Raw genomic sequence first — 13,547 nt, forward strand, 5'->3', positions numbered from 1 at the left:
GCAGTGTCGCGAGTGAAGTCTATTTGGTGTTGATGTTGTGGATTGCAATCTGAAGTATTTATATTGGTACTTTGGCGAATTCCTTTCAGTCAATTTGAAAATTTAGTATCTGTGTTTATGCAGATGCGTCTATCTGTAACTTCGGATCAAATGTATGACGTCAATAACAATTCTGAGGGGGTTATAACATTATTTAGCCAGCTAAGGTTGTTGTTATTTTCTTTTTCAATTCTTGTTTCAGTCTTTGGAATATTGAAAATTGTTTCTTTTTTATTTTGGTGTCGTAAAGGAATATTAATTCAAATCAGGTGACCTGTGCCAACTGTGCGTGGATTGAATCCTTCAGTCTGCAATTTAAAAAATGGTGCACCTATGAAGTTCATCGCTAATCTGTCAATCGCGGCACGCGTAGGCAGCCTGTCGGTCATCACAATCATTGCTATTGTCGCGTTGTTCTTTATCGCCCGGCACAGCCATGTTTTGGTTGGGGCGGAAAACGACAAGCTCGCCGAATACTCCCAAATGGATTTCTACGTATCGCAAGTTCTGGCGAGAGCTCAGGATATGCGGCGTGCCGAGAAGGATTTTCTACTCAAAAAAGATCCGGCGCTTCAGGAAACTTACAACAAGAGTTTTGATGAAGCTGTTGAGTTCCTGAAGTCTATTGCGGAAAAACCGGAAGCTTCTGGTCAGATGGCGGCGATTGAGAACCTCGAAAAAACTCTCACAATGCACAAGGAAGAGTTCGACGTCCTTGTTGTTGATTTGACCGAAATGGGTCTGAACGAGAAGGTGGGCCTTAAAGGGGAGTTGCGCTCCGCCGTTCACAATGTCGAAGAAAAACTCAAAGCGGCCAATCTTGACGCTCTGACGGTCAAGATGCTGATGATGCGCCGCCATGAAAAAGACTTCATGCTGCGCGGTGCCACCAAATACATCGATCGGATCGATAAGCGTCGTGCTGAATTTGCAAAAATGCTTCCCGAAAGCGGATTGTCTGATGCCGAGCAGAAGGAAATCAGCAGCCTTCTGGATACGTACCAAGCAGCCTTCAAAAAATTTGCTGAAAAATCAGTCCGCATCCAAGAGGAAATTGCTCACGCGGATGAGACGTTTGAAAAGCTTACTCCAGATTGGGCAGCTCTGTCTGAGACGGCCTATCTTGGAAAAAAAGCGGCGAGCGAAGGTGTTGTCACGGCGCGTGATCTTTCCCGAAACGTTTTCCTTGTCGTTGGTGCAGTCGGACTGCTGCTTGCGATTGCTCTTGGCTGGGTAATCGGCCGCAGCATCACAGGTCCGATCAACTCGCTTACGACCGTCATGAGCGAACTGGCGGAAGGCAATAACAAAGTCGAAGTTGGGTTTGCAGACCGCCAAAACGAAATCGGCAGCATTGCCCGCGCCGTTGAGGTGTTCCGCGCCAATGCGATCCGGACAGAACAGCTTGAGGCAGAACAGAAGGACCAGGAAGCCCGCGCTGAGGAAGAAAAACGGGCGATGATGCAAAATCTGGCCAGCCAGTTCGAAGCCTCTGTCGGCGCGATCGTCGAGCGGGTTTCCAATACAGCATCCAATCTGGATCAAAGCGCGCAGACAATGGCACGCGTATCGGAAAACACCAGCGAACGGGCTGAAAACGCCGCTCTTGCCTCTGCCCAAACAACCGAAAACGTTTCGGTCGTGGCCTCCGCTGCAGAAGAAATGACGGCTTCGATCAGCGAGATCAATGAACAGATTATCCGTGCGTCTCACGCATCAAAGAGCGCTGCACAAGATGTCTCCAGCACGGCGAGCCAAATGGAAGCTTTGGCAAATATGGCTGACCGGATTGGTGAAGTCGTTTCCATGATCTCTGACATTGCCGAGCAGACCAATTTACTGGCGCTGAACGCAACCATTGAATCCGCCCGCGCCGGCGAAGCCGGTAAGGGCTTCGCGGTTGTGGCCAGCGAGGTAAAGGCTCTGGCGAATGAAACTGCCAAGGCAACGGAAAACATCTCCGAGCTGGTGACGGAAATCCAGGCAGAAACCAAAACAGCTGTTGGATCGATTGCGAAGATCGGCGATGTGATGCGCGATCTTGATCAATCCTCGACCGCCATTGCCTCTGCCATGGAAGAGCAGGGCGCGACCACTCAGAGCGTTGCGGAGAATGTCGCACAGGCCGCCAATGGCACGCGGGATGTATCCGACAGCATTCAGGTTGTGAAAGATGCGTCGGTCGACTCAAGTGAAGCGACCCACGAAGTGCAATCGAGCATCGATGAACTGACCGAGCAGTCCAACCTGCTGCGTGATGAGGTCAACCGGTTCCTCGGACAGATCCGGGCAGCTTGATGTCTCAGACACGCCCGGCTCTTTTTTGCCGGGCGTGTCTTGTTTCCTCGAACGGCATTCATCAACAGCGATCTTGGACAACGCCGGCATGGCGGACCAGCTCTATACTGGGTCTGTAGATCTGGTGCCTGACAGTTATGGATGGCGTTTCATATATTGAGTGATGACCCGGTTTTAATTGCATCCATCGAGACGAAAGTTCTGAACTTTTTGATATTGCCGTTTTCAAAGAACATCCGGCGTGTGAAATCCTCGTAAGCTGGCATGCTTTCGACAATGACAACCAGAACAAAATCGACCTCACCGGTCACGTAAAAACACTGCTGTACTTCAGGTGCTTCCCGAAAGGCATGTTTTGCCGCATCAATTTCCTTTGGAATTTCGCTTGCAAGCTCAACTTCCACGAAAATTGTCAAAGGAAGGCCGACAGCTGCCGGTTTAACAACGGCAACGTTGGCTGCGATGACACCATCCGCCTCCATGCGGCGGATGCGCCGCTGCACGGATGGTGCCGAAAGATTTACCTGCTCACCAATTTTATGCTGGGGTGTTTTGTTGTCTTTCTGCAAAACACCCAATATGGCCCGGTCATGGCTGTCCAGATTGGTCATGTGAAATAATCTTGCATCTTAGCACCGTAAATCCAGCGCAAATTTCATCAGGTGCAAGCTATTCTCTCATTCAGGTTCTGTAAATCGGGATGAAGAAGAGAGATCAAACGATGGCCCAGTTTGAAAACCGCTTGCGCGCTCTTCGGCACGAGCTTCACCAAAACCCTGAACTGGGGTTTCAGGAAGACTGGACCAAAGCTCGTATTGCGCAACATTTGCGCGGTCTCGGTATTGAAACGCACGAAGGCGTCGGTGTTGTTGGGGTTCTGCGCGCAGGTAAGGGAAATAAGGCGATCGGCCTTCGGGCAGATTTTGATGCTCTGCCTATCACAGAGGCAAACACTTTTGCGCACCGGTCGCTGAATGACGGTGTGATGCACGCTTGCGGCCACGACGGTCATACAGCCATGCTCCTGGGAGCCGCGGAACTGCTTGCAAAAGCCCAAGATTTTGACGGTACGGTCGTACTCCTTTTTCAGCCGAATGAAGAACATGGCCTCGGGGCCAAGGCGATGATTGACGAAGGCGTCCTGACCCGGTTTCCGATAGAGGAAGTTTATGGGGCTCACAATCTGCCAGGAGAACCGGTGGGCCGTATTTCAACCCGGCCCGGTTTTATCTGTGCCAGCGAGAGCCTTTTTGAGATCGAAATCAGGGGAACAGGCGGACACGCTTCCATGCCTCAGGCCGGCCGGGAGACCTTGACGCCGGGTGCGGAGTTGGTTCTTGCACTGCAAACCATTGTTTCGCGCAAACTGCCGCCATCATCGGGCGCTGTCGTGTCGGTGACAGAGTTTATCAGCGATGGGCAGCGCAATGTCCTGCCTGGACATACACGGATCAAAGGTGAGGTACGGGCACGGTCATCGGATGACCGCAGCCAGGCAGAATATCACCTGCGCCAGATAGCCGCCGGCATTGGGACAAGCCACGAAGTCGACATCTCTGTTGAATTTCGAACGGAGTTCATTGAAGCAGTCAATGACGATGATGTGGCCACCAGGGTTGCTGAAGTGGCCCGGTCATTGGGATTGGAAACGGACGGCAACCGGCCGCCAATGAGCTTTTCTGAGGACTTTGCTTATTTCGCTGATGCCGTGCCGGGATGTTTTCTTTTGATGGGCAACGGCACAGAAGGGGCGCATGGACGGCCGCTTCACTCAGCGGATTATGACTTTAATGATGACCTGCTCCCCATCGGAGCAAGTTTTTGGGCAGAACTGGTGCGCCGGCGCCTGCCACTCAACGGTTGACCGGAGATTATGGATGACCAACGTGATCTTACACCGTTCCGGAAAACCGTCCTTCGGTCCAGCTGCTGAAACCGTGCTCACCAGAGATGCCTATTCAGTCGCTTCTGAAGAAATTATTCGGTGGCAGGGATATCAGCCGACACCCCTCCATTCCTTGCCAGCATTGGCAAACGATCTTGGCCTGGAAGCCGTCTACTACAAGGACGAAGGACCCAGGTTCGGTTTGGGCAGTTTCAAGGCTCTTGGCGGTGCCTATGCTGCACTTCGGGTTTTGCAGCGGGAAGTGGCGCGCCGGACAGGAAAGGATGTTTCCCTGGTGGACATCCGGGAAGGACGCTGGTCAGAAGAAGTCGCTCACATCACATTGGCTTCCGCGACGGATGGGAACCATGGCCGATCACTCGCTTGGGGGTGCCAGAGGTTTGGCGCGCCTTGCCGTATCTATATCCACGCCGAGGTCAGCGAAGGCCGGGCTCAATCCATGCGTGAGTTGGGCGCCGAAGTGATCCGGATTGAAGGCGATTATGATGAGTCCGTGGAATTGTGCCGCAAAGAAGCTGACGAAAACGGCTGGTTCGTTGTCTCAGATACATCTTGGCCTGGCTATACGGATCCGCCAAACGATGTAATGTCCGGCTATGGTGTGATGGTCAATGAGATCGTCGAGGCGCTGAAAGACCCCCCAACCCATGTATTTTTGCAGGGCGGCGTTGGCGGTCTTGCGGGCTCGGTCGCCGCAAGATTGCGCCAGCACTATGGGTCAGAAACACCTCGTGTTTGTGTTGTCGAGCCTAATCTGGCGGCCTGCTTGTATGAAAGTGCCGGTCAAGGAAAGCCGACCTCGGTAGACCTTCATGAGGAGACTGTTATGGCCGGCCTGTCATGCGGTGTTCCATCGCCCATGGCGTGGGAAATTCTTTGGAGCGAAGCCTCCGATTTTGTGGTGATCGATGATGCCCTTGTGGCTCCGGCAATGCGCCGGTTGGCACGTCCGGCATCGGGAGACCCGGTCATTGAGGCAGGTGAGAGCGGTGTTGCCGGCCTGGCTGCGATACTGGCTGCGCGCGACGAAGTTGATGTCTGGCAGCGCCTTGGGTTGAATGCCCGGTCACGAGTGCTTCTCATTGGTTCAGAAGGTGTGACGGACGAGGAGATCTACACGAAGATCATGGCAGGCGCGTGATTGGTTGCAGCTAATGGCGCAAGAGGCTCTGGATGACGCCTTGTGAGCTACCCAAAACGCAGCGCTCCATCTCGGGGGGCATGACCTTAAGTTTTAAGAACCTCACGATAGACATCCAATGTCTTGGCGCACATGGTTTCGACCGTGAAGTTCTCACTGGCGTGGACAAGTCCCCGGCCGGTCAGCGCCAATCGGTCTTCCGGCGTTTGATCAAGGGTGGTTTGGATGGCAGCAGCCAGCGCGTCGCTATCCCCCGGCGGAACCCGCCAGCCGGTCCGTTCTTTTTCTGTGACATCTGGTGGTGCCAGAACCGTTTCCGGGACAGCGCCGAGGTCTGAGACGATCACCGGAACGCGTGCGGCTTGCGCTTCCACGGCCGCGCGGCCAAAAGCCTCCGGTTCTATCGAGGCAACCACAGATACATCAGCCAGCGCCATGGCAGCTGGCACATCGGCGCAATGCCCGACCAGCCGGACTTGATCCTGCAGGTTCCAATCGGCAATCAGCTTTTTGAGCTCTGCCACATAACTCTCCCGGCCCTGAGCATCGCCCGCCAAAATCGCAATTGGCGCGGAGTTGCCGCTCGCCTTAAGCGCGCCCATCGCTTCGATCAGCACCTTTTGGCCTTTCCAATAAGTCAATCGAGCCATGTTCAGGACAATTGGCCGTCCGGTCGGCACGCCCCAACTGTCTTTCAAGGCTTGGCGGCGCAGGGCGCTGACGTTTTCTGGCGCAAGGCCTTTCAAGTCAGAGCCCCTGTGGATCACCGTGATCCGGTCGCGGGCGAATGGGTGGCGTTCCGTGATCAGATTGGCGATGTAGTTGGAATTGGCAATCACCGCATCGCCACGGGCCATGATCGAATTGTAGAGACCCTTGACGATGTTCGTTTGATTGTAACTGCCGTGATACGTGGTCACAAAGGGGATGTGGGTGCGCCGCGCGGCAAACAGTGAAGACCAGGCTGGGGCCCGGCTGCGGGCATGAATGATGTCGACATTCTGCTCTTTGATCAGACCAGCGAGCAGCCCGGCGTTTTTCCAGAGGGTCACCGGGTTTTTCGATTTCACCGGAAGCGTGAAATGAACGGCGCCAACATCTTCCAGATCCCGCACCATTTGTCCGCCTTGACTGGCAACGAGAGCTTTGCCTCCAGCGTCCACAAGCGCGCGGGCAATGTCGACGGTTGTGCGTTCTGCGCCGCCCGAGTTGAGGTCAGGGATCACTTGCAGGACGGTTGGGGCGGCAGACGAGGACACCAGAGGGACTCCGGACAGGCTTTCAAATGACGGGAAGCTGTGTCAAAGGACAGCAGCAAGAGAAATCAGAACAAGAGCCATAATATGGGGACGCAGGAACCGCAATTCATTGAAGCGGGAAAAAAGGGCTGCACGCGGAAAATCGCCGTTTTGAAAGATGCTGGCCATCAGCCGGGCCTGATGTGGCTCTCTGGTTTCAAATCGGACATGACTGGGACCAAGGCCGAGGAGCTTTCGAAGTTTGCCAGAACCCGCGGGCAGGAAGCGGTGCGGTTCGATTACTCCGGGCATGGGCGATCAGACGGCCGTTTTGAAGACGTCTGTGTCTCTGACTGGTTGGAAGAAGCCGAAGCGGTCTTCGACACCTGCCTGGATGGAGACACAATACTGGTCGGCTCATCGATGGGCGGTTGGATCGCTCTATTGTTGGCGCTCGCCCGCAAAGACACAAACCGGATCAAGGGCCTGGTGCTGATCGCGCCAGCTGTCGATTTCACCGAAGAGCTGATGTGGAAACAAAGGTTCTCCGATGAGGTCCGGGATACGATCTTGAAAGAGGGGCGCTGGGAGCAACCGTCAGAGTACAGCGACGATCCCTATGTCATCACTGCCAAACTGATCGAAGATGGCCGAGAGCATTTGCTCTTTGGCCAATCTCTTCATATCGGTGCGCCCATCACGATCCTGCAAGGGGTGCTGGACCCGGATGTCCCGCTGTCCCATGCCGAACGGCTGGTCGAAGCTCTGCCGCAGGACGATGTCACATTTTCTGTTGTGCCAGATGGCGATCATCGCCTCTCCCGGCCACAGGATATCGATCTGCTGCTTCGATCCGTTGCCAATATGTTGGATCAATAGGGCTCTTAGACTGGCAGTGTTTCCTTGCCTTGTTTTTGAATCCGGTACCAAGCCCAAAAGAGGCGTGCGGCAACGGCCCGGTTTGGCGCCCAGTTTGAGGCGATCTTGTCGAGTGTTTTTGGATCCGGTTTTTCGCCCAACTCCAACGCACCGCTAACTGCGATTTGAAGGGCCAGGTCACCGCTCGGGAAAATGTCGGGGTGACCGGCGCAAAACAGCAAAAAGATATCGGCTGTCCAGCGCCCGATCCCTTTGATTTCGCAAAGTCTGCTGTGGGCCTCCTCGGGAGGTGCTGTGGCAAGGTTTTTTAAATCCAATCCGCTGGCACACGCGCTGCTGACAGCCCTCAAAGTCCGGATTTTGGGCCGTGACAGGCCTACGCCGGCAAGGTCTTCGTCCGAAAACTCAGACAGCTGATCAGCAGTCAGCGGGCTTACCAGGCTTTGGAGCCGGGCAAAGATTGCGCTGGCGCTGGCAACAGAGACCTGTTGCCCGGTGATGATCTGCGCCAGACCTTCAAAATCGGCGGCGCGGCGCCGGAGCGGCAACGGCCCCGCCAATTCCGCGATCGGTTGCAAGCGCGGATCGGTATCCAGAAGCTGTGCAAGTCCGCGGTTCAGGTCATCTTCTGTGTGAATTGGCATCATGTCGGAAAATCGTGACCGTCCAGTCTTGCGCGCAGATGCGGGAGTGATAGGAACGATTAGCCGTAAAAGACTAGCAGCCCCTAATCAACCGTCCTCAATCCTTCATGACCGAGCCCGTTTTCCGTTTCGCCCCCTCACCGAATGGGCATTTGCATCTCGGCCATGCTCTGTCGGCGCTGCTCAATGCCCGGGCTGCAGTGGCACTTCAAGGACGGTTTTTGGTGCGGGTAGAGGATATCGACCAGACCCGCTGCACGCCCGACCTTGAGCGCGACATGTTTGAGGATCTGGAATGGCTGGGTGTCCCGCTCGATGAGCCGGTTTTGCGGCAGTCCGGGTCCTTCCCATTGTACCGGAACGCTCTGGAGCGGCTTCAGGATCTAGGAGTTGTTTATCCCGCATATTTAACCCGCGCTGAGATCAAACGATTTGTCGCTGACTATGAGAAGGACGGCGCTGTCTGGCCGCGGGATCCGGATGGGGCTCCGCTGTATCCAGGAGAGGATGCGGTTCTAAGCCCCAAAGAGCAGCAGGATCGGGCGCAAAGCGATGGCGCCTTTGCCTTGCGGCTGAATATGAAAGCGGCCCTTGCGCGGATTGAAGTCCCTCTCACGTGGCAGGAGTACGGCGCAGAAGGGTCAGCGCTTTTTCGTTCGCCGAAGACGGTTCCAGTCGATGCACTTGCCTGGGGAGATGTTGTTCTCGCCCGCAAAGATACACCGACCAGTTATCACTTATCCGTTGTTGTCGACGATGCGCGGCAGGGAATTACTGATGTGCTTCGAGGCCAGGATCTATACGCGGCAACCAGCGTGCACCGGGTCCTGCAAAGCCTTTTGGGGCTGCCGGAGCCGCGTTACCGCCATCACAGGCTGATCCTTGGTGAGGATGGCCGAAAGCTCTCCAAATCCAATCAAGACACCAGCCTGCGCTCCTTGCGGGAAGCAGGTATCTCCCATGCAGAATTACGCCGCCGGATCGGGCTTTAGGGCTGCCGGACCTAATTCGATTCATGTGATGCTCTAAAGCATATACTCCAGGAACCAGATCCACAGACTGGTTGTCAGCACCGCCAGACCAGTTGTGACCGTAATTGCGTTGGCGGACATGGCATGACCTGTGCCGTATTTATTGGCAAAGACGTACGCGTTGATTCCGGTCGGGCAGGCTGCCGTCAATGTTGCGACCGCGACCCAGAGCGGCGGTAAGGCAAACACATATTGAGCCAATGTGAAAACAATGGCCGGCATGATGAAGATCTTGATCGCTGACAGCATCAATCCTGGCAGAATATTGCCGCGCATACCGTATTGAACCAGGCTCATGCCCAACGAGATCAGTGCTAGAGGCAGTGCCGTTGCGCCGATCCGGTTCAAAAGGTCGCTTGCAAGCCCCGGCAGCTCCAGGCCTGTCATCCGCCATAAGAACGCTGCGATAATTGTGATGACCAGCGGATTACGGATCAGACTTGCCGCCGCGCGCTTGATCAAGGTGCTGACGGGTGGGCTGTCACCGCCGCTGTCATGAGCTGCTGCCCGTTCCATGACGATCGCCATGGCGACCGTCATGACAGCCAGGTGAATGGAGACAATCAGAAGGAGCGGTACGAGGCCCTCATCGCCATAAACAGCGGCAATCAAGGGCATGCCAACCAGAATTGTGTTTGCAAAGGCTGACGAAATCGCGCCAATCGCTCCAGCCCGTGCGTCGCGGCCGAATCCCCTGCGGATCACCAGCGTTCCCAGGATCCAGACACCGGCCACACCCAAAAAATAACTCGCCCACAGGTCCAGTGGCAAACCGTCCGATAGATCCGCGGTTGTTAAGGTGCGGAATATCAATAATGGAATTGCAACAACATAAATAAATTCCCCCAGAGCAGTGCCAACGGTTTGGTTTAGAATCTTGGCTTTGGCCAAAACATATCCAAAACCAATCAGTAAGAAGACAGGGGCAACGATGGTCAGAGTCTGGAAAAACATGTCATTGTGAAGGCTGGAGGGCGTCAGGATGGACACCAGGTGGCGGGCAAGGTAAGCACACTTGTCATACTGGTGTGCTGAGGCTGGTCACGCAAGCCTCGAAAGCTGCCGTCTCAACATAAGGTCACGCAGAATGGCAGAGCACGATGAGGACAATGTCAATCTTGCCCTCTTGGCGCATGACTTGCGAACCCCACTCGGTGCGATGCGCTTGGCTGCAGAACTCATTGGGAATGGTCCCTTAAATGAGACGCAAAAGGACCAGCTCAATACTTTGCTGAAGGCGGTCGACGCTCTTGACCAAATGACCGGTGAGTTGATCGTTCAGGCAGAGCCTGATCAACACACCAAAGACAAAGCTGTCCCAATTTCATCTGTTGTCTGTGAATGCGCCGATCTTTTCCGAATGGCGGCGGCAAGCAAAGGTTTGAAACTAAAAATCAGGCTTCAGGAGCCAGCCGCGAACGCTTTGACTTTGCATAGCGGGCCACTGCGCCGCGCAATCTCTGCACTGTTGGACAATGCAATCAAGTATACGGACGCAGGCCGGGTGACTGTCGAACTGGTTTCGTGTCCGGAACCTGCAAACACAAAAAAGATCTCCGCAAAAAAGCAGAATGGGGGAGCGAGTTCCTTTTGGGTCAGTATTGCAATTGCCGATACCGGACCGGGAATTGATCCAAAGGAACGGGCGAACGTGTTTCAGCCCTTCGTTCGCGGAAAAGAAGTGTCCGGTCAAGCGTCTGGGTCGGGTCTAGGGCTTTGGGGAACAATGCAAACGGTCCGGGAAATGAACGGAGCACTTTCCTTGAGCACCCCGGCAAACGGCGGTTGCCGGTTCGATATTCAAATCCCTGTTGATTACCCGCCAGCTGCGATGGTTGACGGCGAAGACCTGGTTTCTTCTGCCGGGGACGAAGAAATTGTTTTGCCGGAACACGTCCTTATTGTGGACGATAATGACACGAATTGCCGTCTCTTGGCGGCGCTTTTGGAGTGTTATGGAGTGTCTTCTGACATTGCGAACTCAGGTGAGCAAGCAATCAGTTGCGTCGATGACACGGACTATGATGCGGTGCTGCTGGATCTTAACATGCCCGGCATGAGCGGTGTTGAAACGGCTCAAGCACTGCAGGCCATGCGGCCGGCGCAGGAATTACCTCTCATTGCGGTAACCGCAGCCATGGAAGCCTTTGGGGACAAGCGTTTGCGCGAGGCCGGTTTTCTAGAAGTTTTGGCCAAACCACTTTCTCCATCAGCCCTTCATGAAGCTTTGGTTCAGGCTCGGCGGAGCAAAAACGTCTTTTGGATCTGAGGCCTAACCTTTGGGGCACTAGTAGATCGAATTCGACATTTGAATCCCGTTTGCGGATGGGCTCTTTTTCAAATGTCAAATTCAAAAGATCCTCTAGAAACAAAGGCTTGGATAGTGGTTTTAAGACTCCGACATTTGCAAAATGAGTGTGCGTCACGGGGTGCAAATGTTGGAGCAAAACCACGAACGCATCAGTCTTCGGCAAAACTGGCCGCCAGCTCGAGTGCATCTTCCAAACGGTCATTGCCCCAAAAGAGTTCTCCATTTGGCAGAAAAAAACTTGGCGCGCCAAAAATACCTTTGTCTTCTGCTTCGCTGACGGCTGCCCGTAACTTGTCTTTGATCTCGGCCGAGTGCGCTGCTTCAAGGATCTGTTTTGCCGGTGCGCCGGCTTCCAGAAGGAGCCCGGCGAGAAATGCTACATCGGAAATGTCTTCGCCGGTTCCAAAACCGGCAATGAAAACGGCGCGGGTAAAATCCCCGATCCATGGCTGTGTCCGGCCTGCAAGGGCGATGCGGGCGGCTAGAAGTCCTGACTGCGGAAACGGTTCGGGCCTCACAAGGGGCAGGTGGTATCGCTCGCATTGGCGTTCCATATCCCGCCACATATAGCGGCCCTTGGCCGGGTTGAGGTTAAACGGCGAAGTGTCCCAACCCTGCTTCTTGAAGATCGGACCAAGCAGGAATGGTCGCCAGGACACGGTCACACCGCAGTCGCGTGCGAGTGTTTCGATCCGCATGGCCGAAAGATAGCTATAGGTGGATCCAAACTCGAACCAGAACTCCAGGACAGGCTGTTTGGCCGCTGGCAGTGGAATAACATTGGAGGGGGCGTCAGGTGTCTCTTGCATTGTGGCTGATCGGTTTCGATAGATGTGCCGGTTAAGAATCCGGCAGGAAGGGATTGGACGGGCAGCAGGGATGCGCTAAAGAGCGGCCATGAGCGATTTTTCTCCGCCAAACCATACTGTGAAGTCTGCCACACGCAAAGCGGCTGTCTGGTGCATTGCGCATCCGTTTGTTGCTGTTCTGGCGTACATCCTGATTGTCTCCCTGTTCTTTTTGACCTTTCCTAAAACCGATCTTTGGATCAGCGGTTTGTTTTTTAGCCAAACAGACGGGTTTTGGGCGCAGCACGATCCTTTCTTGCAAAAAGTCAGGCATCTGGGACCGTTTTTGGTTCGGGTAATCGCTATTTGCGCGGTTGCCGTTCTGGTCATCAAGTTGCTGCTTCCAGGTAGGGCACCGATTTTGCCGTTGCGCCAGCCGTTGTTCTTGATTTCAACGCTAATCCTCGGGCCGGGAATTCTGGTCAATTCTATCCTGAAGAACAATTGGGGGCGGCCACGGCCACGCTCGATTGAGGAGTTCGGCGGCGAATTGCCCTTTCAACCAGTCTGGAAAATTACTGACTACTGCGAGCGGAATTGCTCATTTGTATCCGGCGAAGGGTCTGCGGGCATCTGGCTCGTATCGATAGCGTTTCTTGTGCCCGCAAGCTGGCGAAAGGCCGTTTTGGCGTTTGTACTACCGCTGTGCTTGGTCCTATCCATCAATCGTGTGGCCTTTGGCGGGCACTTCTTTTCAGACACAATGCTGTCCTGGGGGCTGACGTTTTTGGTTGTGCTCAGCGTTTATTGGCTGCTTTACCTGAAAAAAACACCTCTGGTGTCTGACCGGGGGCTCGATGAGTGGTTTACGTTGACCGGCCGGCGGTTACACCGGATTTTCAGACGGCTTTTTGTACGCGCGCGTTTAAAAGTGCGATCTGCTATCCAGACTGCATCTGAGAAATAGGCGAAGCCTGCACCGCTTATTTATTCCGGGGCCGAGTGCGTTTGAGAATGCGCGCAAAGCGCAAAGGTGACCGGTCTTCGATCCACGTGAAGACCCCGTTTAAATGCGGCGTTGATTTTCTCCGCTTCCGCAACAGGCGGGCGGCAGTCCGGCTGCTGCCGATGATGACGACACCTCCAAGCGCCAAAAGCGGCACGCCGGTTGGAATCGGCAACCAGACGGTCGCCAACCCAAGCAAGATTAGAAGTGCGGCCAGAGACCACCACAAGAGTTTCATGAATGCGCCAAGTCCTGAAGCTATAGGC

General features: G+C 54.6%; 13 protein-coding genes. 7 read left to right on the forward strand and 6 right to left on the reverse strand.

The genetic code is table 11. The features are described from left to right. The first annotated feature begins 372 nt into the window (after positions 1 to 372). Entirely contained in the window at positions 373 to 2,337 is a 1,965-nt protein-coding gene (locus tag FJ695_RS06000; protein ID WP_141184596.1) for a methyl-accepting chemotaxis protein, read from the forward strand. Positions 2,338 to 2,486: 149 nt separating this feature from the next. Here FJ695_RS06000 and FJ695_RS06005 read toward each other — a convergent pair whose 3' ends face one another. Further along, a complete protein-coding gene (locus FJ695_RS06005) occupies positions 2,487 to 2,948 on the reverse strand; it encodes an Lrp/AsnC family transcriptional regulator (protein WP_141184597.1) in 462 nt (153 codons plus the stop codon). Positions 2,949 to 3,058: 110 nt separating this feature from the next. Between FJ695_RS06005 and FJ695_RS06010 the strand changes: the two genes are divergently transcribed. Both FJ695_RS06010 and FJ695_RS06015 read left to right on the forward strand, forming a co-directional pair. Next, positions 3,059 to 4,201: an amidohydrolase gene (locus FJ695_RS06010; protein WP_141184598.1), complete on the forward strand. Its 1,143-nt coding sequence runs from the start codon at positions 3,059 to 3,061 to the stop codon at positions 4,199 to 4,201. A 13-nt stretch (positions 4,202 to 4,214) separates the two neighbouring features. Further along, positions 4,215 to 5,384 (forward strand): diaminopropionate ammonia-lyase, encoded by a 1,170-nt coding sequence (locus FJ695_RS06015; RefSeq protein WP_141184599.1) that lies wholly within the window; start codon positions 4,215 to 4,217, stop codon positions 5,382 to 5,384. Between the two features lie 86 nt (positions 5,385 to 5,470). Here the strand turns inward: FJ695_RS06015 and FJ695_RS06020 are convergent, their stop codons facing one another. Next, positions 5,471 to 6,643, reverse strand: coding sequence for a glycosyltransferase family 4 protein (locus FJ695_RS06020; protein WP_209010937.1), 1,173 nt, complete (start codon positions 6,641 to 6,643; stop codon positions 5,471 to 5,473). Positions 6,644 to 6,727: 84 nt separating this feature from the next. On the opposite strand from FJ695_RS06020, the gene FJ695_RS06025 reads away from it, so the two are divergent. Continuing rightward, complete coding sequence (locus tag FJ695_RS06025) at positions 6,728 to 7,501, forward strand: carboxylesterase (protein ID WP_141184600.1); 774 nt, start codon at positions 6,728 to 6,730, stop codon at positions 7,499 to 7,501. 5 nt (positions 7,502 to 7,506) lie between these two features. Here the strand turns inward: FJ695_RS06025 and FJ695_RS06030 are convergent, their stop codons facing one another. Then, positions 7,507 to 8,148 carry a DNA-3-methyladenine glycosylase gene (locus tag FJ695_RS06030; RefSeq protein WP_141184601.1) on the reverse strand — a complete coding sequence of 214 codons (642 nt, stop codon included), beginning with the start codon at positions 8,146 to 8,148 and terminating at the stop codon, positions 7,507 to 7,509. A 104-nt stretch (positions 8,149 to 8,252) separates the two neighbouring features. On the opposite strand from FJ695_RS06030, the gene gluQRS reads away from it, so the two are divergent. Further along, on the forward strand, positions 8,253 to 9,137 hold the full coding sequence (gene gluQRS / locus FJ695_RS06035) for a tRNA glutamyl-Q(34) synthetase GluQRS (protein ID WP_141184602.1): 885 nt from the start codon (positions 8,253 to 8,255) through the stop codon (positions 9,135 to 9,137). 33 nt (positions 9,138 to 9,170) lie between these two features. Here gluQRS and FJ695_RS06040 read toward each other — a convergent pair whose 3' ends face one another. Then, positions 9,171 to 10,130 carry an AEC family transporter gene (locus tag FJ695_RS06040; RefSeq protein ID WP_141184603.1) on the reverse strand — a complete coding sequence of 320 codons (960 nt, stop codon included), beginning with the start codon at positions 10,128 to 10,130 and terminating at the stop codon, positions 9,171 to 9,173. A gap of 133 nt (positions 10,131 to 10,263) precedes the next feature. Here FJ695_RS06040 and FJ695_RS06045 point away from each other — a divergent pair, with 133 nt between their 5' ends. Continuing rightward, a complete protein-coding gene (locus FJ695_RS06045) occupies positions 10,264 to 11,445 on the forward strand; it encodes a hybrid sensor histidine kinase/response regulator (RefSeq protein ID WP_141184604.1) in 1,182 nt (393 codons plus the stop codon). 191 nt (positions 11,446 to 11,636) lie between these two features. Here FJ695_RS06045 and FJ695_RS06050 read toward each other — a convergent pair whose 3' ends face one another. Next, complete coding sequence (locus FJ695_RS06050) at positions 11,637 to 12,296, reverse strand: 2-hydroxychromene-2-carboxylate isomerase (RefSeq protein ID WP_141184605.1); 660 nt, start codon at positions 12,294 to 12,296, stop codon at positions 11,637 to 11,639. An 88-nt stretch (positions 12,297 to 12,384) separates the two neighbouring features. Here FJ695_RS06050 and FJ695_RS06055 point away from each other — a divergent pair, with 88 nt between their 5' ends. Continuing rightward, a complete protein-coding gene (locus FJ695_RS06055; RefSeq protein WP_141184606.1) occupies positions 12,385 to 13,242 on the forward strand; it encodes a phosphatase PAP2 family protein in 858 nt (285 codons plus the stop codon). Between the two features lie 16 nt (positions 13,243 to 13,258). Here FJ695_RS06055 and FJ695_RS06060 read toward each other — a convergent pair whose 3' ends face one another. After that, the gene (locus FJ695_RS06060) at positions 13,259 to 13,519 is read right to left on the reverse strand and encodes a hypothetical protein (RefSeq protein ID WP_141184607.1); all 261 of its coding nucleotides are present in this window, start codon (positions 13,517 to 13,519) and stop codon (positions 13,259 to 13,261) included. Positions 13,520 to 13,547: the final 28 nt, after the last annotated feature.

Origin of the sequence: Labrenzia sp. PHM005, from assembly GCF_006517275.1 — a bacterium.
Taxonomy (GTDB): Bacteria; Pseudomonadota; Alphaproteobacteria; order Rhizobiales; family Stappiaceae; genus Roseibium.